Below are 17,941 nucleotides of genomic sequence, written 5' to 3'. Positions count from 1 at the left end.
TTCTCATGACAACCCGCACCATCAATCCCCTTGACCACCTGATCGTCGGTTTCGACAAGGCCTTGCGTGTCGTGGGCGGCGTGGCGAAGGCCGCGCGGCCGAATCCGGGCGTCTCGGCGCCAGACTGCGAACTGAATGCCCAGGAACAGCGCCACAGCGCCGGCCTGATGCGCGTGAACCACGTGGGCGAAGTGTGCGCCCAGGCGCTGTACGATGCCCAGGGCCGGCGCGCGTCGACGCAGGCCATGCGCACGCAGTTCGCCAAATCCGGCCGCGAGGAAGAAGACCATCTTGCATGGACGGCCGAACGCCTGGCCGAGCTGGGCTCGCAGCCGAGCCTGTTGAATCCGCTGTGGTATGCCGGCGCCTATGCGCTGGGCACGGTCGCGTCGCGCCTGGGCGACGCGATCAGCCTCGGTTTCGTCGTGGAGACGGAGCGCCAGGTCGAGGCGCACCTGAACAGCCACCTCGACCAGCTGCCGCCGCACGACGCGAAGTCGCGCGCGATCGTCACGCAGATGCGCGACGACGAGATCGAACATGGTGCGAAGGCCCAGGAAATGGGCGCGGCCGAGATGCCGTTGCCGGTCAAGGCCGCGATGCGCGGCATGGCCAAGGTCATGACCACGACGGCGTATTACATCTGAGGCTGAGGCTTAGCCTTCGACGATCTCGAACGAGTGCGTGATCTCGGCCGTCTTGGCCAGCATGATCGACGCCGAGCAGTATTTGTCGTGCGACAGGTTGACCGCGCGTTCGACCGTCGCTTCCTTCAGGTTGCGGCCCGTGACGGTGAAGTGGAAGTGGATCTTCGTGAACACCTTCGGATCCGTCTCGGCGCGTTCGGCCTTCAGCGTGACGTCGCAACCGCGCACGTCTTCCCGGCTGCGCTTGAGGATCAGCACGACGTCGTAGGCGGTGCAGCCGCCGGTACCCAGCAGCACCATTTCCATCGGGCGCGGTGCCAGGTTGTGGCCGCCGCCTTCGGGGGCGCCATCCATGTTCACCAGGTGGCCGGAGCCGGTTTCGGCCCGGAAGCTCATCCCGGAGGGTCCGTTCCAGCTGACTTTGACTTCCATCGATTTCTCCGCTTTGTTGACAGGTAAAGACGTTCATTCTAAGCCAGCGCGGCGCACCGTGCTGATAACGCCTCATACGGCCAGCACGTAGCGCTCGCTCTTCATGCGCCACGCGGCGAATGCGACGGCCGCCCACGCGGCGAGCGCGGAGCACAGGAACGTCGACACGAACGGCAGCAGGCCGATATCGCCGCCCTTCGCGGTCTCGCGGAGCAGAGTCTGGTTCGACAGCATCGGCACGAGGTACATCCAGGATGCCGTCTTCAGTTCCAGCATCGACACGGCGAGCCCCGGCAGCATCGGCACGAGCATCACGATCGACAGCACGCTCTGGGCCTCCTTGAACGAGCGGGCATTCATCGCCACCGCGATCTGCATGGCGGCCGCGAACAGCGACAGCGGCACGGATGCCAGGCAGACGAGCAGCAGCCGTCCCCAGCCCACGCGCCAGCTCATGCCGATTTCTTCCAGCGGCATCCACGACAGGATCGCATGCGCAAGCATCAGTTCCAGCGTGATGCCGATGACGGCCAGCGCCGCGGCAGCGAGCCATTTGCCGCCGACGAGTTCCGACGTGCGCACGGGCTGCGCCATCAGCACTTCGAGCGAACGGCGTTCCCGTTCGCCCGCCGTGGAATCCACGGCCGCGGACAGGCCGCAGATGAATGCGGGGAAGAACAGGAAGCCAAGGATGCCGCCAATGACGCCGGCGGAACGCGCGGCCGTCGTGCCCGTGTCGTAGCGCTGCACCTGCACGGGCGACAGCGCGGCCGGCGACACGCCGTGCGCCAGCAGGCGCGCGCTGGCGATGTTCGAACCGTAGGCGTTCAGCACCTCCTCGACGTCGCGCCGGCCGTCCTGCTCCGTCGACGAGTCGAACCACAGCTCGATGCGTGCGGGCCGCATCGCGGCGTAGTCGCTCGCGTACTTGCCGGGCAGGCGCAGCACGGCGGCGGCCTTGTGGGCGCGCAGCAGGTCGCCGATCGCGGCTTCGTCCAGCGGCGGCGTGTCGTGTACGGTGATGTTCTTCTGCTTCAGCTGGGCCATCAGGGTGGGTGCCTGCGCGCCGCCGATCACGGCCAGCACGATGCCTTCGCGCTCGGGCTTCGTCGCGCGGTCGATCCACTGGTGCAGCAGGACGCCCAGCAGCACCGGATACATCAGGGTGAACAGGGCGAGGAGACCGAGAGAGCGCTTGTCGCGCAGCGATTCGCGGAACTCTTTTTTGAAGACGACGAGGAACTTTGAAGTCATGCGACGATCCCCTCGTCGGTGCCGACCAGGCGGACGAACGCGTCTTCCAGGTTGGCGATGCCGGTGCGCCGGCACAGCTCGTCCGGCGTGCCCTGCGCCACCGTATGGCCCTTGGCGATGACGATCACGTCGTCGCAGAGATGACTGACTTCCTGCATCACGTGCGTGGCCATCACGACGCAGCATCCTTCCTTGCGCAGCGTGGACAGCGCATGGCGCACCGCGCGCGTGCTCATCACGTCGAGGCCGCGCGTGGGTTCGTCCAGCAGCAGGTGGCGCGGGCGGTGCAGCAGCGCGCGCGCCAGGGCCACCTTGATGCGCTGGCCCTGCGAGAAGCCTTTGCTGCGGCGTTCCAGGATGTCGTCCATCGCGAGCATTTCCGAGACCTCGTCGATGCGCTCGCGCAGGGCGCGTTTTTCCATGCCGTTCAACTCGCCGAAATACGTGAGGTATTCGCGCGTGGACAGGCGCTCGTACAGCCCGAACTGGTCGGTCAGGAAGCCGATGTTGGCGCGCACGGCGAGCGGATCGCGTTCGGGGTCGATGCCGTCGACGGCAATCGTCCCGTGGTCGCGCCTGAGCATGCCGACGAGGGTGCGTAGCAAGGTCGTCTTGCCGGCGCCGTTGGGGCCCAGCAGCGCGGTGATCTGGCCGTCGCGCGCCGTGAAGCTGACGCCTCCCAGCGCCTGCACGGTGCCGAACTGTTTGCGGACTTCTTGTGCTTCGATCATGGGGAGCCTGTGTTCAGGGTTGCGGTCCGGCGCTGCCGAGCTGGAAGGTCGGGGCCGGGATCTCGTTCAGGCAGGCGCCGTCGATTTTCGCGTCGGGCCGGTCGAGGAAGGCGCGCAGCAGGCGCGGCGCGCATCCCAGTTGCGACACGCCGTGGCCGACGTTCAGCGCCGTCAGCAGCTGCGCGTGATCCATGAAGCGGGCGGCGTCCTGGGCACGGCGCGGCGGCGTGACGGGGTCCAGGGCCCCGGACAGCAGCAGTACCGGTGCCGCGATGCGCGTGGGAGGCGCGTAGGGAACGGCCGGCACGTTCATGGCGCGGCACAGGCCACGCAGGCGGTCGGCCAGCGTGCGCGTGAGCGGGCTCGCATCGTTCGCGGCCAGCGCGGGCGTAAACCGCGGCATGTCCTCGGCGCAGACGACGGCCAGGTGCAGCAGGGTGGCCGGCGAGCCGTCGGGGGACAAGTCGGCGGCGAGGTTGCGGCGCGCGACGAACGGTTGCCAGCGGCCCGCGCTGGCGCTGTGCACGAGGAAAGGCAGGCGGCGTGCGTCGGCCGGCGCATACAGCATGTTGCGCACCGTATCGAGCAGGCGCGCGCTCGTCATCGTGACGTCGATCGGGCGCGCCGTGCGCGGGTCGGGCAGGTTCAGTGTCAGGGGGGCGGTATCGAGCCTGCCGACGAGGGCGTCGAATTCGCCGCGCAGGTTCGGGTAGGCGCGGGCGCAGGCAGCATCCTTTGCGCACTGGGCGAACAACTGGTCGAGCGCGGCCTGGCTGTCGCGGCCTCCAGCGGGAATCACCTGGTCGGGCGCTGCGACGGCGTCGAGCAGCAGGGCGCGCGTGCCCGCGGGGTAGGCGCGCGCATACGCCTGCGCGAGGCGCGTGCCGTACGAGCCACCCCACAGGTTGATCCGGTCATAGCCCAGCGCCCGGCGCACGGCCTCGATATCGCGCGCGGCGGCGGCCGTCGTGTACGCGGCGAACGGCGCCTTGCCGGCCGCGATGCAGCGGCGCAGGGCGGCGTCGGCATCGGCATCGCTCAGCTGCGCATCCGCGTCGGCGTCGGACGGGCATTCCAGCTTGCCGGACAACCCCGTGCCGCGCTGGTCGACGAACACGATGTCGCGCGTGGCGCGCACGCGCTTGAAGGCGGTGGAGAGCAGGGGGAGCACGTCGCTGCCCGCTTCGCCGGGACCGCCGGCCAGCACGAACAGCGGATCCGGCCGCGCGCCCTGGCGCAGGGCGGGGGCGATCGTCACGTGCAGGTTCAGGGTGGCCGGCTTGCCGGGTTCGAGCGGGACGGGCAGGGTCAGGCAGCGCAGGGCTTCCTCGACGCCGGGCAGGTGGCAGCTGCGCGTGGCCGCCATGGCCGGAACGTCAGTCGCCAATAATGCGCCCAGGAGCAGGATGGATTTTAACAAGCGGTCTCCTCTTCGATGCGGATCATACTAATTTGACATCGATTTCCTGGTCAATGAAAAGTTGCAAAATGGCATGACCCAGCACGGATGTCTTGCGTTGGCTCCAGCCCCGTGCGCGGACGCGGGCATCTTGACTGTCGGGTGAAGAATCGGCTATAGTCGTGGGCTTTCCATTTGCTCGGGAAAAGACAATAAGGCAGAGTCCGCGAAGTAGTATCGCCCGCGGAACCACCATTCGAGCATTACTACCCTATATATAGGAAGTCAACATGAAAACTTTTTCCGCTAAGGGCCATGAAGTCCAGCGCGATTGGTACGTGATTGACGCGACGGACAAAGTCCTCGGACGTGTTGCCAGCGAAGTGGCACTCCGACTGCGCGGCAAGCACAAGCCGGAATTTACTCCGCACGTCGATACCGGTGATTTCATCGTCGTCGTCAACGCAGGCAAACTGCGCGTGACCGGCACCAAGGCCAACGACAAGAAGTACTACCGTCACTCGGGCTACCCGGGCGGTATCTACGAAACCAACTTCCTGAAAATGCAACAGCGTTTCCCGGGCCGCGCCCTGGAAAAAGCCGTCAAAGGCATGCTGCCGAAGGGCCCGCTGGGCTACGCAATGATCAAGAAGCTGAAAGTGTATGCGGAAGCTACGCACCCGCACGCTGCCCAGCAACCCAAAGCACTCGAAATCTAAGTAAGGAACTGACATGATCGGTAACTACAACTACGGCACCGGCCGTCGCAAGAGTGCAGTGGCCCGTGTGTTCATCAAAGCTGGCACCGGCCAGATCATCGTGAACGGCAAACCGGCCGCCGAATACTTCTCGCGCGAAACCGGCCTGATGGTCATCCGTCAACCGCTGGAACTGACCGGCAACGTCGAGCGTTTCGACATCAAGGTCAACGTGCATGGCGGCGGCGAGTCCGGCCAGGCAGGTGCAGTGCGCCACGGCATCACCCGTGCACTGATCGACTACGACGCAGGCCTGAAGGGCGACCTGGCACGTGCCGGTTTCGTCACCCGTGACGCCCGTGAAGTCGAGCGTAAGAAAGTTGGTCTGCGCAAAGCACGTCGCGCAAAGCAATTCTCGAAGCGTTAATCGGATCTGCAGCGCTCATGCGCTGCTGCCGAAACGAAAAGCCGCCCGCTGCAAAGCCGGCGGTTTTTTTGTTGCCCAAATTCGGGGTCAGGTCCCTTTTTTCTTCAGATTCGGGGTCAGAGCACATTTTTTCGCCATGCTGGAACGACGTCTCCGCGCCTCGGCGAATGTCGTACCCTGGTCGTTCCTCCTCTACAGGAGAAAAATTCGTTATCTCTGATGCAATTGCTAGGAAATGTGCTCTGACCCCGAATCTTTGGAAAAATGTGCTCTGACCCCGAATGTAGACTTTAGCCATGCGGCAATGCAGCAGATGCAAGGACAGCCTGCTAAAATTGTGGGTTCTTACGAGAACTTATCTATTTACCAAGGGGAAACAGACATGATCAAAGTTGGCATCGTTGGCGGCACCGGCTACACGGGCGTGGAATTGCTGCGCCTGCTTGCTGCCCACCCCGAGGCGCAGCTGACCGCCATCACTTCGCGCAAGGAAGACGGCCTGCCCGTCGCCGACATGTTTCCCTCGCTGCGCGGCCATGTGGACATCGCGTTCTCGAGCCCGGACAAGGCCGACCTGAAGCAGTGCGACGTCGTGTTCTTCGCGACCCCGCACGGCGTCGCCATGGCCCAGGCGCCCGAGCTGATCGCCGCGGGCGTGAAAGTCATCGACCTCGCGGCCGACTTCCGCCTGAAGGACCAGGCCACGTTCGAGAAGTGGTACAAGATCCCGCACAGCGCGCCGGACCTGCTGGAAGAGGCCGTCTACGGCCTGCCGGAACTGAATCGTGACGACATCAAGAAGGCGCGTTTGATCGCCAACCCGGGCTGCTATCCGACCACGATGCAGCTGGGCTTTTATCCGCTGCTGAAGGCGGGCATCATCGATGCCGGCAACCTGATCGCCGACGCCAAGTCGGGCGTGTCCGGCGCCGGCCGCAAGGCCGAGATCGGCACGCTGTTCTCGGAAGCGAGCGACAACTTCAAGGCCTATGGCGTGCACGGCCACCGTCACACGCCGGAAACGTCGGCCCAGCTGCAGCGCTACACGGACCAGAAGGTCGGCCTGATCTTCACGCCGCACCTCGTGCCGATGATCCGCGGCATGCATTCGACCCTGTACGCGCGCCTCACGCAGGACATCACGAACGAAGCCCTGCAAGCCCTGTTCGAAGAGCAGTACAAGGATGCGGAATTCGTCGACGTGATGCCGTTCGGCTCGCACCCGGAAACCCGCTCGACGCGCGGTTCGAACATGCTGCGCATCGCGCTGCACCGTCCGGACAACGGCAACACGGTCGTCATCCTCGTCGTGCAGGACAACCTGGTCAAGGGCGCGTCCGGCCAGGCCGTGCAGTGCATGAACTTGATGTTTGGCCTGCCGGAAAGTACCGGTCTGAAGCAGATCGCGCTGCTGCCGTAACCGCTCGTCGCAGCGTCCCCTGGCAAGCCTCGGTCACAAGATACAGATCAAGGCGACCTGCATTGGCAACGGTACATTGACCGTTGGACAGAACCAACGCCAAGCACAGGGGACAATCATGTTCGGTCGTAACGCAAAAAGCGAAATCGATAGCCTGATCGGCATTTCGGCACGCATCGAAGGGGATCTCGTATTCACCGGCGGGCTGCGCATCGACGGCGAGGTGCACGGCAACGTGGTGGCTGCGGACGGCAACGACAGCGTGCTGATCGTTTCCGAACACGCGCGCATCGAAGGCGAGGTGCGCTGTTCCAACCTGGTCGTCAACGGGTATATCGCGGGGACGGTGTATTCGTCCGAACTCCTTGAATTGCAGCCGAAAGGCCGCATACATGGGGATGTCCATTACCGCCTGCTGGAAATGCACGGCGGCGCCCTCGTCACCGGCAAGCTGACCCACCATGCCGAGGCGGTGGCGGCCGCCGAACCCGTCTTCCACCTCGGCGTGGCGGCCGAAGGGGCTTCAGCATGACTGGCGCCAACGGTCTATAATGGACGAAATCCGAATCCAATCAGGAGTTTATCCATGAATGCAGTCGCCGAAGTGCAAAACGCACAAGACACGATCCCCACGCCCATCAATTTCACCGACAGCGCTGCCCAGAAGGTTGCTCAACTGATCGAGGAAGAAGGCAATCCCGACCTGAAACTGCGCGTGTTCGTGCAGGGCGGCGGTTGCTCGGGCTTCCAGTACGGCTTCACGTTCGACGAAATCGTGAACGAAGACGACACGACGATGGAAAAGAACGGCGTTCAGCTGTTGATCGACTCGATGAGCTACCAGTACCTGGTCGGCGCCGAGATCGACTACAAGGACGACCTCGAAGGCGCCCAGTTCGTCATCAAGAACCCGAATGCCCAGTCGACCTGCGGTTGCGGTTCGTCGTTCTCGATGTAAGCGATACCAGCCTCGACATCGAAACCGCCTCGGCATTGCCGGGGCGGTTTTTTTTCGCCTATACGAAGTGTTGGATGCCGCCGTAATGACAAGCCATTAACAATTGCTAACAGTCACGTGCGTAGTACACTGATCCACGCCGTGCTGATGTGGCGGCAAGGAGACATACAAACCCAATAAATCGAGAGAAAAACAATGTCGAGGGCACCAACTCTACTTTGCGGTGTTACCGCTATCATTCTCGCCTGGGCCGGTGCCGCCCAAGCGCAAGCACCATCCACCAACAAAGCTGCCACCACCACGGCGGCGACCGACGACGGCACCGGTGCCTACCGCACGCAGCGCTACCGCAACCTGTTCGCCGAACGCCTGGGCCGCAGCTCGCAAGAGACGCACGCGAAGATCGAGCAAGCCTTCCAGCGGCTGTTCCACGGCGACGGCCAGGAGGAGCGCGTCTATTTCGAAACGGGCGCCAACGCCAACGGCACGCTCGCGTACATCACCGACTGGGCCAACAACGACGCCCGCACGGAAGGCATGAGCTACGGCATGATGATCGCCGTCCAGCTCGGCAAGAAGCGCGAGTTCGACGCGTTGTGGAACTGGTCGAAGACGTACATGCTGACGACCGATCCCGCCAATCCGTCGCGCGGCTATTTCGCGTGGTCGATGGGGACCGACGGCACGCCGCGCGCCACCGGGGCCGCGCCGGACGGCGAGGAATACTATGCGATGGCGCTGTACTTCGCGGCACGGCGCTGGGGCAACGGGAAGGGCATCTACGATTACCAGAAGGAAGCGGATACCATCCTACGCGGCATGCGGCACCACCCCGTCGTGACGGCCACGCCGCCGTTCCGCATCCATCCCGGCGACAAACCGTTCGTCGAGCCGGACACGCCCTGGCCCAGCCCCAATAACCGTCACGAACAGGAACAGGCGCAGAAGGCCGGCAAGCCGTGGCCGCCGCAGCGTCCGCACCGCGAGCCGCGCGCCGTCACCGTGGGGCCGATGGTGGACGAGGCCCATGCGATGGTCCGCTTCGTGCCCGAGACGTTCATCCCCGGCACCGACCCGTCCTACCACCTGCCCGCGTTCTACGAACTGTGGGCGCGCTGGGGCCCGCGCGAAGACCGCGCGTTCTGGGCGCGAGCCGCCGCCGTCAGCCGCGACTTTTTCGTGAAGACGGCCGACCCCGCGACGGGCCTTGGTCCCGACCGCGCCGACTTCGACGGCACGCCGCTGAAGAACTGGGACGGCAGCCCGGGCTCGTTCAGCTACGACAGCTGGCGCACGATCAGCAACTGGTCCGTCGACCGCAGCTGGTGGAACAAGGACCCGCGCCAGCAGGCACTTTCCGACCGCGTCCAGACCTTCCTCGCGGGCCAGGGCATCGATCGTTTCGCCGACCGCTACACGCTGGACGGCAAGCCGCTGTCCGACCGCCACTCGACCGGCATGCTGGCGGCGGCCGCCGTCGGCAGTCTGGCGGCCACGCCGGGGCAGGTATCCGACGATTTCCTGCGCGCGCTGTGGGACACGCCCGTGCCCAGCGGCGAACAGCGCTACTTCGACGGCATGTTGTACTTGATGAGCATGATGCACGTGGGCGGCGAGTTCCGCGTGATCGACGCAAAGAACAAATAACAAGGAGACCAGCATGATGAAACAGACGACCGTTGCCGTCCTTCTCGCCTGCGCGGCGCTGGGCGCACAGGCGCAGGAGCGCGCGTGGCTCGACAAATCGAAATCCGCCGACGAGCGCGCCCGCGCCGCCGTCGCCGCCATGACGCTCGACGAAAAGCTGCTGCTGATCGTCAGCTACACGGACAAGAAAGACCTGGCGAAGCAGCCGGACGACATCGTGCCGCCGGCGGTCAAGGCCGACGTCGCGGCACACCATATCGAGGGCTCGGCCGGCTACGTGCCCGGTATTCCGCGCCTGGGGATCCCGCCGCAGTGGCAGACCGACGCGTCCATCGGCGTGCGCGTGGGCGGCATGGAGCGCACGGCGTTGCCGTCCTCGCTGGCGACGGCGGCGAGCTTCGATCCGGCCGTCTCCGAGGCAGGCGGCCGCATGATCGCGGACGAGGCGCGCGCATCCGGCTTCAACACGTTCCTGGCCGGCGGCGCGAACCTCGCACGCGAGCCGCGCAACGGCCGCAATTTCGAATACGTGGGCGAGGATCCGCTGCTGGCCGGCCGCATGGCCGCGGGCCTGATCAACGGCATCCAGGCGCGCCACGTGGTCTCGACGATGAAGCACTTCGCCGTCAACGACCACGAAAGCCAGCGCACGACGGTCGACGTCACGATCTCGCCCGAGGCGATGCGCCAGTCGGACCTGCTCGCGTTCGAGTTCGTCGACGAGCTGTCGAAGCCGGGCTCCGTCATGTGCTCGTACAACCTCGTGAACGGCCGCTGGGCGTGCGAGAACGAGTACCTGCTGAACAAGACCCTGAAGCAGGACTGGAAGTTCAAGGGTTATGTGATGGCCGACTGGGGCGCCGTCCACTCGACGGCGGACGCCGCCAACTATGGCCTCGACCAGTTCACCGGCTACCCGTGCTGCAACCACCACGGCCCGTTCTACTCGGCCAAGAACTTCAAGGAGGCGATGAACAAGGGCGACGTTTCCATGCGCCGCCTCGACGACATGGCGCAGCGCATCCTGTGGCCGCTGTTCCAGACCGGCGTGTTCGACGATCCGCCGAAGGTCGGCAAGATCGACTTCGCGGCGAACGCGAACATCGCGCAGCGCGCCGCCGAGGAATCGCTCGTGCTGCTGAAGAACGAGGGCAACCTGCTGCCGCTCGCGAACGTGAAGTCGGTGGCCGTCATCGGCGGCCATGCGGACAAGGGCGTGCTGGCGGGCGGCGGTTCGTCCGGTGTGACGCCGGTCGGCGGCAACGCGGTGCCGAACCTGGAGCCGACCAAGTGGCCCGGCCCCGTCATCTACATGCCATCCTCGCCGCTGGCTGCATTGAAAGCCGAGCTGCCGAAATCGAAGATCGGCTACGCGAGCGGCAAGGACATCGACGCCGCCGTCGCGCTGGCGAAGCAGTCCGAGGTCGCCGTCGTGTTCGTGACGCAGTGGATGGGCGAAGGCTTCGACGGCAGGCTGGAACTGGACGGCAACCAGGATGCGCTGGTCGCCGCCGTCGCGCGCGCGAATCCGAAGACAATCGTCGTCGTGGAATCGGGCGGGGCGATCCTGATGCCGTGGCTGCCGCAGGTGCCGGCCGTGCTGGAAGCGTTCTATCCGGGCATCCGCGGCGGCCAGGCGATCGCGCGCATCCTGACCGGTAAAGTGAATCCGTCGGGCCACCTGCCGATCAGCTTCCCCGCGTCGAATCTACAACTTGCCCATGCGCAGATTCCAGGCTTCGGCAAGCCGGACGGCATCCCTGTCCACATCACGTACCACGAAGGCGCCGCGATCGGCTACAAGTGGTACGACGCGAAAGGGTATAAACCGTTATTCGCGTTCGGCCATGGCCTCAGTTATACGAGCTTCGCCGTCGCCGACCCGAAGGCGAGCGTCGCGAATGGCGCGCTGACGGTCGGTGCCGCGCTGCGCAACACGGGCAAGCTGGCGGGCAAAGGTGTCGTGCAGGTGTACGTCGCGCCGGCGGACCTGAAGGCATCGGGCTGGGAAGCGCCGAAGCGCCTCGTCGCCTTCCACAAGCTCGATCTGCAGGCGGGGAACGCCAACGCGTTCACGCAGGCTGTCGATCCGCGCCTGCTGGCGACGTACGAGGTCGCGGACAACAGCTGGCGCGTCCGCGCGGGCACGTACCGCGTGCTGTTCGGGCAGGCGGCGGACGACCTGCCGCTTTCGGTGGACGTGACGCTGCCGGACATGACGTGGAGCGCCGTCCACAAGGAGTAAAGCCCTCGTTACTTCGCCCAGTAGTCCAGCACCAGCGATTTGGCGAGACTCGGCTTGAGCATCTCGACGAAGCGCTGGTGCGCCGGATGCACGAGGTAGGCGTCGCGGTCTTCGGCTTCAGCGAACGTCAGCGTAAAACAGTGCGTGAAGCCGTCGTTCAGGCCTTCCGGGCTCACGTTCGTGCCCCATTCGTAGGCCGTGATGCCGGGGATGGCCGAGGGCAGGGCGGCGAAGCCGGTCACGATGGCGTCGACGTCGTCGTACGAAGCGTCGTCCTTGAACGAGAACAGGACGACGTGGCGGAGCAGTTGGTTGGACATGGGACGGTCGGTGTAAGTTGGCGAGACGTCATCTTACACGGCCGCCGGATTCAAGGCGCGAGGGCGATCACGTCGTCGCCGGGCAGCGGTTCGCAGCCCGGCCCGAGCAGTTCCCAGCCGCGGTGCACGACGATGTGGCGCTCGTCGTGGCACAGTTCCACGCGGCGCGTTTGCGGCGCTTCTCTCCGCACGAACGACTCGATCGTCGTGGGCACGCTGATGTGCAGCGCGAGCGCGTGGATGTCGTCGAGCGGATGGTCGCCCACGTGCACGAGCGGCACGAACTGGCCCGCGAACATCAGCCAGTGCGACGGGATGCGGACGGGCGTGTCCGCGTAGCCTTGCGCGCGCAACCACGCCTGCGCACGGGCGCGCGCGGGATCGGCCGGATCGAGCCGGCCCCACGCGAATGCGATCAGCTCCGCCACCCATTGATTGCAGTTCTGGTAGCGGGTGCCGAAGGCGTAGGCGTTGGCGCTGTATGTTGTGCCCAGCAGGGCGAGGGCCAGCGGTTTGTCGAGCGCCGCCTGTTCCAGCAGCGCGCTGTCCTGCTCGGGTGGGAACAGCAGGGCGACGTGGCCGTGCGTGGGGGCGTCGGCGCCGAGCACGAAGCCGGACATGCCCTGGTCGAACAGGCGCGGACGCGATTCGTCGCACGCGTAGTACAACTGGCGCACGGCCCACGGGCCGCCGGGATTGTTTTTCAGCGCGATGCCCGCGTGCGAATACAGCAGGCCGAAGCGGGAGAGGTCCAGGCCCGCGCGCGCGACGAGGGCGAGATTGCTGCCCGAGCGCGCCAGCTCGTCCTTGACGGCGGCGGCGAAGCGCAGCACGCGGTCCTGGTCCGCGGCCGTGACCTTGTCGGCACGGTCGCAGAAGGTCGGGATGCCGGCGGATGCCCCCGCGCTCGCGCACAGCAGCAGCGCGGCCGCGAGGAACCGCTGCAGCATCAGATCGTCACTTTGCGCGACGCGAGGTCGCGGTACCAGTCGTCCTGCAGCGCGAGGAAGAACGGCTTCTTGGTGTCGCCGTACGCGAATTCGTAGCCGTACACGCGCTCGTTCACCTGCACGACTTCATTCCTGGTGACGTGGCGGTCGGCCAGCGCGCGGTCGGGGACGTCGATCCAGAACTCGGTAGCCGCATTGCCCGCGACGGCGCGCAGCGTGATGCGCGTGACACCTGCCTTGGCCGGCGCCTGGGCAACGTCCATCACGCGGTACGGGCCGGTCTCCGCGCGCTTGTTGTCGCCGCTCGAGCTGTTGCTGGAACCGCCGATCGAATCGGAAATGCTGCCCGACGACGCGGAACCCGCGCTGGAGGCCGAGGAGGCGAAGCTGTCGGCGTGGGCGGGCAGGGTGGATGCGGCGGCGGCCAGCGCAACGGCGAGCGCGAAGGTCTTGAAGGTCATTGCGAAATCTTTCTTAAGCGTATCGGATAACGCAATGGTACAAGTGCCGCGTGCCGCTGAGAAGGCCAACGTGGTTTTGTTACAAACGGCCCGCCGCCGCGGGATCAGTTGACTTCGGTGACGAACTGGTCGAGCGGACGGCGCACCTTCGGCAGGTTGACCAGCCAGTCCTGCTCGGCCTTGCGGTAGCCCAGCGGCAGCATGACGACACTGCGCAGGTTCTGTTCGCGCAGCTTCAGGATGGCGTCGACGGCGGCCGGGTCGAAGCCTTCCATCGGGGTCGCGTCGACTTCCTCGAACGCGGCCGCGATGACGGCCGCACCGAAGCCGATATAGGCCTGGCGTGCGGCATGCTCGAAGTTCACCTGCGCGCCGCGGCCCGGATACGTCGACAGCAGCTGCTGGCGGTACGCTTCCCAGCCTTCGTTGCGGAAGCCGCGCACCTCATTGGTCAGGTCGAACATGTGGTTGATGCGTTCCGGCGTGTAGTCGTCCCAGGCGGCGAACACCAGCAGGTGCGACGCATCCGTGACCTGTGCCTGGTTCCACGCCACTTCACGGATCTGCGCGCGCAGTGCCGGATTCTTCACGACCAGGATCTCGTACGGCTGCAGGCCGGACGAGGTCGGCGCCAGGCGGGCGGCCTCGATGATGCGGTCGATCTTGTCCTGTGCGACCGGACGGGTCGGATCCATTGCCTTGGTGGCGTAGCGCCATTGCAGTTTATTCAGTAAGTCCATGAGTGACCTTATGTGTGGTGGATGGGTCACATTGTATTTTCTCCTCGCCGTGCAATAAACTAGGCGATCAGCAAATGATTTGTTCCTGAAAGGTGAAGATGGCCCGCAAGTTCGACCACTTGTCGGATGTGGAAGTGTTGCTCAGCGTGATCGAACACGGGTCGTTCAGCGCGGCGGCCGTGGTGCTGTCGACCACGGCGTCGGTGCTGAGCCGTGCCATTTCGCGGCTGGAAACCCGCCTGGGTGCGCAGTTACTGCGGCGCAGCACGCGCAGCCTGAGCCTCACCGATGCCGGACGCCGCTACGCCGAGGAGGTGCGCGGCGCGTTTGCACAGATCGAGCAGGCGGAACGCACGATCCGCAGCACGACGGTGCAACTGAGCGGCAAGGTCCGCATGAGCGTGCCCACCAGCTATGGCCGGCAACGCCTGCCCGCGCTGCTGGCCGCCTATGCGCGTGCCTATCCGCTGGTCGAGCTCGAAGTCGACATCAGCAATCGCAACGTGGACCTCGTGGCGGAAGGTTTTGATCTTGCCATCCGGTCCGGCCCGATCCCGAGCAGCAGCATGGTGGCGCGTCCGCTCGAAGTGTCGCCGCTGTGCCTGGTCGCCGCGCCGGATTACCTGGAGGCGGCGGGACCGCTATGCGGCCTGGCCGACCTGGCACGCCAGCGTTGCATCGCCTTCATCCGTCCCAGCACCGGCCGCGTGATCCCCTGGCACTTGCGCGACGACGGGCGCGACATCGACTGGGTGCCGCCAGCCGCCGTCACCGTGTCGACGGATGTCATGGGTGTCATCTGGCTGGCGGAGCAGGGAATGGGCATTGCGCTGTGCCCGCGCATCTTCGCCGAAGAGAGCCTGGATGCGGGCCGCCTGACGGAGATACTGCCCGGCCTGGGCGGGCGCACGCGCACGTTTTCCGTGATCTACCCGGCCCACCGCAACCTGTCGGCCGCGTCGCGCGCGCTGATCGAGATACTGGTGGCGGGCGCCGCCTGAGGTTCAGGCCGGATACAGCGCGCCGAGGATGCGCGGCCCTGCGGCCCCCGTCACGGCCGGCAGATTGCCCGGCTGGCGGCGCAGGAAGCGGTAGCCCAGCCACGCGAAGGCGAGGGCCTCGACGCGGTTCGGCGCGACACCCAGCGTGTCCGTCGACGCGACCGGAATGTTGCCGCCGAGCGCGTCGGCGAGGTCGCGCAGCAGCATGCCGTTGTAGGCGCCGCCGCCGCACACGTAGACGGCTTGCGCATTTGCCTCCGCCTGGATGGCGCGGGCGATCGTCACGGCCGTCAGCCGTGTCAGGGTCGCCTGCACGTCGGCCGGATCGAGGCCCGGGTGCTGCGCCAGCTTCGCATCGAGCCAGTCCGCGTGGAACAGGTCGCGGCCCGTGCTCTTGGGCGGCGGCTGGCGGAAATACGGTTCGTCGAGCATGAGGTCGAGCAGGGATGCGTCGACGGTGCCCGTGGCCGCCCAGGCACCGTCCTCGTCGTACGCCTGGCCCTGGTGGCGCGCGATCCACAGATCCATCAGCACGTTGCCGGGGCCGGTGTCGTAGCCGCTCACGCGGCCGTCGCCATACAGCACGCTGATGTTGCCGATGCCGCCGATATTGACGACGACGCGCACCTGGTTCCGCTTGCCGAAGCGGGCTTCGTGGAACGCGGGGACGAGCGGGGCGCCCTGGCCGCCGGCGGCGACGTCGCGGCTGCGGAAGTCGGCGATGACGTCGATGCCGGTCAGCTCGGCCAGCAGCGCCGGATTATTGGTCTGACGCGTAAAACCCAGTTCGGGGCGGTGGCGGATGGTCTGGCCGTGCACGGCGACGGCGCGGACCGGGCCCGGCGCCGCGGTGGCCAGCGTCTTGACGCACTCGGCGTAGCAGCGCGCCAGCGCGTTGGCGGCCAGCGCTTCGCGTTCCAGCTCGTTGGCGCTGGCGGCCTGCAGGGCCATCAGTTCGGCGCGCAGGCCGGCGGGGAAGGGCGTGAACGCGGCCTCCAGCGTGCGGATGCCGCGGCCGGAAAAGTCGGCCAGCACGCCGTCGACGCCGTCCAGGCTGGTGCCGGACATCAGGCCGATGTACAAAGTGGATGCCATTATTGATTCCTAAAAGCAAAACGCCTTGCAGGCAAGCCGTGCAAGGCGTTCATATCAGCGACGCTGAAGGATCAGCGTGCAGCCATCGCGTTACCGGCCGGCGACAGCAGCGAGAAGCGGTGCGACATCTCGGCCGCGGCCATCCTGAAGCGGGTCATTTCGCCCGCCGTCAGCGGCTGCTGCTGCAGGTTCTTCAGTGCCATCGGGTCGGTGGCGTGGCCGCCGATGCGGAATTCGTAGTGCAGGTGCGGGCCCGTTGCCCAGCCCGTCGTCCCCACGTAGCCGATCACGTCGCCCTGGGACACTTTCTGGCCGCGGCGCAGGCCGCTGGCGAAGCGGCTCATGTGGCCGTACGCGGTGCTGTAGTTGGACCAGTGCTTGAGCACGACAAAGTTGCCGTAGCCGTTCTGGGTGCCGACGAAGTCGACGACGCCGTCGCCCGATGCCTTGATCGGGGTGCCCAGCGGCGCGGCCATGTCGACGCCTTCGTGCTTCTTCCAGGTGCCGAACACCGGATGCACGCGCATCGAGAAGCCCGACGAGATGCGGTTGAACGCCACCGGCGACTTCAGGAATGCCTTCTTCAGCGACTTGCCGTCCAGGCTGTAGTAACCGCCCTGGTGGGTGACCGGGTCTTCGTACCAGACGGACTGGTAGGCGACGCCACGGTTGACGAATTCGCCGGCCAGGATGCGGCCCGTGCGCACCATCTCGCCATCCAGCCAGAAGGTTTCGTAGACGACGTTGAAACGGTCGCCGCGCTTCAGGTCCGCGCGGAAGTCGATGCTCGTCGAGAACATCTCGATGATCTGGTTGACGACGGAATCCGGGATCTGGCTGCCATCGACGGCATCGTCGGTGGCGGCGTACAGCGAGCTGTTGATGTTGCGCGAACGCATCTCGACACGGCGCTCGAGTTGGGCCGGTGCCGCGTTCGACACGAATTTGTCGCCCTTGCGGGTGATGGTGACGGTCTTGAACTGGTCCTTGTCGGCGATCGTCGCGTGCAGGGTCAGCAGCAGGCCGTTCTCGTCCGTCTCGGCCTGGATGCGCTTGCCGGTCTTGAGGGAGAGGATGGAGCGGGCGGTCTTGTCGCTGCGGACGAAGGCTTGCGCTTGCTGGTCTTCGATGCCGAGGCGGTTGAACACGGAACCCAGCGAGTCACCCGGACGGATGCGTTCTTCGTGGATGAATTGCTGCTGGTCTTGCTGGAGGGCGGCGATCTGGTCTGCCAGGTTCGGCAGTTGCAGGTCTTGCGCGACTGATTTGACCGGCATGTCCGAAGCGTCCGGAGCGATCGGGGCGACTGCGGTGGCGCCGAAGGCGCACAGTGCCAGGGCTGCAGTACCCCCGGCTACGATGCGGGTTTTGCGGCTCGTTTCAGCCAGACCAAACCAGCGCTTGCCGGCGATTTTCTGTAATGGGTTCATGCAATCAGTTAAAATTTACCGCTTGAACAGCCCAAGACACCGTGATTTTTTTGTCGTTGTTATTACTTGTTGTCGTTGAAACTTTT

At 65.6% G+C, this 17,941-nt stretch carries 19 protein-coding genes; 9 read left to right on the top strand and 10 right to left on the bottom strand.

The annotated features are described in order from the left end of the window. The first annotated feature begins 5 nt into the window (after positions 1–5). Entirely contained in the window at positions 6–647 is a 642-nt protein-coding gene (coq7, locus tag P0M04_RS04405) for a 2-polyprenyl-3-methyl-6-methoxy-1,4-benzoquinone monooxygenase (protein ID WP_259448574.1), read from the top strand. 9 nt (positions 648–656) lie between these two features. Here coq7 and P0M04_RS04400 read toward each other — a convergent pair whose 3' ends face one another. From P0M04_RS04400 to P0M04_RS04385, 4 genes are all read right to left on the bottom strand, one after another. After that, positions 657–1,079 carry an OsmC family protein gene (locus tag P0M04_RS04400; RefSeq protein WP_036235392.1) on the bottom strand — a complete coding sequence of 141 codons (423 nt, stop codon included), beginning with the start codon at positions 1,077–1,079 and terminating at the stop codon, positions 657–659. 72 nt (positions 1,080–1,151) lie between these two features. Further along, the gene (locus tag P0M04_RS04395) at positions 1,152–2,333 is read right to left on the bottom strand and encodes an ABC transporter permease (protein WP_259448575.1); all 1,182 of its coding nucleotides are present in this window, start codon (positions 2,331–2,333) and stop codon (positions 1,152–1,154) included. After that, entirely contained in the window at positions 2,330–3,064 is a 735-nt protein-coding gene (locus P0M04_RS04390) for an ABC transporter ATP-binding protein (protein WP_259448576.1), read from the bottom strand. The genes P0M04_RS04395 and P0M04_RS04390 overlap by 4 nt, the downstream gene beginning before the upstream one ends. A 13-nt stretch (positions 3,065–3,077) precedes the next feature. Beyond that, complete coding sequence (locus P0M04_RS04385; RefSeq protein ID WP_259448577.1) at positions 3,078–4,484, bottom strand: alpha/beta hydrolase; 1,407 nt, start codon at positions 4,482–4,484, stop codon at positions 3,078–3,080. Between the two features lie 269 nt (positions 4,485–4,753). On the opposite strand from P0M04_RS04385, the gene rplM reads away from it, so the two are divergent. The 7 genes from rplM to P0M04_RS04350 all read left to right on the top strand — a co-directional run bounded on the left by rplM (position 4,754) and on the right by P0M04_RS04350 (position 11,858). Continuing rightward, positions 4,754–5,182, top strand: a complete 429-nt coding sequence (gene rplM, locus P0M04_RS04380; RefSeq protein ID WP_036235400.1) for a 50S ribosomal protein L13 — start codon at positions 4,754–4,756, stop codon at positions 5,180–5,182. 13 nt (positions 5,183–5,195) lie between these two features. Continuing rightward, entirely contained in the window at positions 5,196–5,588 is a 393-nt protein-coding gene (gene rpsI, locus P0M04_RS04375; RefSeq protein ID WP_028102305.1) for a 30S ribosomal protein S9, read from the top strand. Between the two features lie 382 nt (positions 5,589–5,970). Then, the gene (gene argC, locus P0M04_RS04370; RefSeq protein ID WP_036235405.1) at positions 5,971–7,008 is read left to right on the top strand and encodes an N-acetyl-gamma-glutamyl-phosphate reductase; all 1,038 of its coding nucleotides are present in this window, start codon (positions 5,971–5,973) and stop codon (positions 7,006–7,008) included. A gap of 118 nt (positions 7,009–7,126) precedes the next feature. Then, positions 7,127–7,540, top strand: coding sequence for a bactofilin family protein (locus P0M04_RS04365; protein ID WP_259448578.1), 414 nt, complete (start codon positions 7,127–7,129; stop codon positions 7,538–7,540). A gap of 54 nt (positions 7,541–7,594) precedes the next feature. Then, the gene (gene erpA / locus P0M04_RS04360) at positions 7,595–7,966 is read left to right on the top strand and encodes an iron-sulfur cluster insertion protein ErpA (protein ID WP_056122323.1); all 372 of its coding nucleotides are present in this window, start codon (positions 7,595–7,597) and stop codon (positions 7,964–7,966) included. A gap of 195 nt (positions 7,967–8,161) precedes the next feature. Beyond that, positions 8,162–9,613 (top strand): family 8 glycosyl hydrolase, encoded by a 1,452-nt coding sequence (locus tag P0M04_RS04355; RefSeq protein WP_259448579.1) that lies wholly within the window; start codon positions 8,162–8,164, stop codon positions 9,611–9,613. A 13-nt stretch (positions 9,614–9,626) separates the two neighbouring features. Next, entirely contained in the window at positions 9,627–11,858 is a 2,232-nt protein-coding gene (locus P0M04_RS04350; protein ID WP_259448580.1) for a beta-glucosidase family protein, read from the top strand. A gap of 8 nt (positions 11,859–11,866) precedes the next feature. Here P0M04_RS04350 and P0M04_RS04345 read toward each other — a convergent pair whose 3' ends face one another. The 4 genes from P0M04_RS04345 to P0M04_RS04330 form a co-directional block, all read right to left on the bottom strand. Then, positions 11,867–12,178 carry a Dabb family protein gene (locus P0M04_RS04345; protein ID WP_259448581.1) on the bottom strand — a complete coding sequence of 104 codons (312 nt, stop codon included), beginning with the start codon at positions 12,176–12,178 and terminating at the stop codon, positions 11,867–11,869. 50 nt (positions 12,179–12,228) lie between these two features. Beyond that, positions 12,229–13,128: a DUF2145 domain-containing protein gene (locus tag P0M04_RS04340; RefSeq protein WP_259448582.1), complete on the bottom strand. Its 900-nt coding sequence runs from the start codon at positions 13,126–13,128 to the stop codon at positions 12,229–12,231. Further along, complete coding sequence (locus P0M04_RS04335; RefSeq protein WP_259448583.1) at positions 13,128–13,589, bottom strand: hypothetical protein; 462 nt, start codon at positions 13,587–13,589, stop codon at positions 13,128–13,130. The genes P0M04_RS04340 and P0M04_RS04335 overlap by 1 nt, the downstream gene beginning before the upstream one ends. A 104-nt stretch (positions 13,590–13,693) precedes the next feature. Then, positions 13,694–14,329, bottom strand: coding sequence for an NAD(P)H-dependent oxidoreductase (locus P0M04_RS04330; protein ID WP_259448584.1), 636 nt, complete (start codon positions 14,327–14,329; stop codon positions 13,694–13,696). A gap of 98 nt (positions 14,330–14,427) precedes the next feature. Between P0M04_RS04330 and P0M04_RS04325 the strand changes: the two genes are divergently transcribed. After that, the gene (locus P0M04_RS04325; protein WP_259448585.1) at positions 14,428–15,330 is read left to right on the top strand and encodes a LysR family transcriptional regulator; all 903 of its coding nucleotides are present in this window, start codon (positions 14,428–14,430) and stop codon (positions 15,328–15,330) included. A 3-nt stretch (positions 15,331–15,333) separates the two neighbouring features. On the opposite strand, the gene P0M04_RS04320 is transcribed toward P0M04_RS04325, so the two are convergent. Then, the gene (locus P0M04_RS04320; RefSeq protein WP_259448586.1) at positions 15,334–16,425 is read right to left on the bottom strand and encodes an anhydro-N-acetylmuramic acid kinase; all 1,092 of its coding nucleotides are present in this window, start codon (positions 16,423–16,425) and stop codon (positions 15,334–15,336) included. A gap of 71 nt (positions 16,426–16,496) precedes the next feature. Further along, on the bottom strand, positions 16,497–17,855 hold the full coding sequence (locus tag P0M04_RS04315) for a peptidoglycan DD-metalloendopeptidase family protein (protein WP_259448587.1): 1,359 nt from the start codon (positions 17,853–17,855) through the stop codon (positions 16,497–16,499). Between the last annotated feature and the right edge of the window lie 86 nt (positions 17,856–17,941).

It is taken from the genome of Telluria mixta, assembly GCF_029223865.1.
In the GTDB taxonomy this organism is placed as follows: Bacteria; Pseudomonadota; Gammaproteobacteria; order Burkholderiales; family Burkholderiaceae_D; genus Telluria; species Telluria mixta.
Note: the sequence above shows the minus strand (reverse complement) of the source record. Positions and strands in the feature narration are given on the sequence as shown.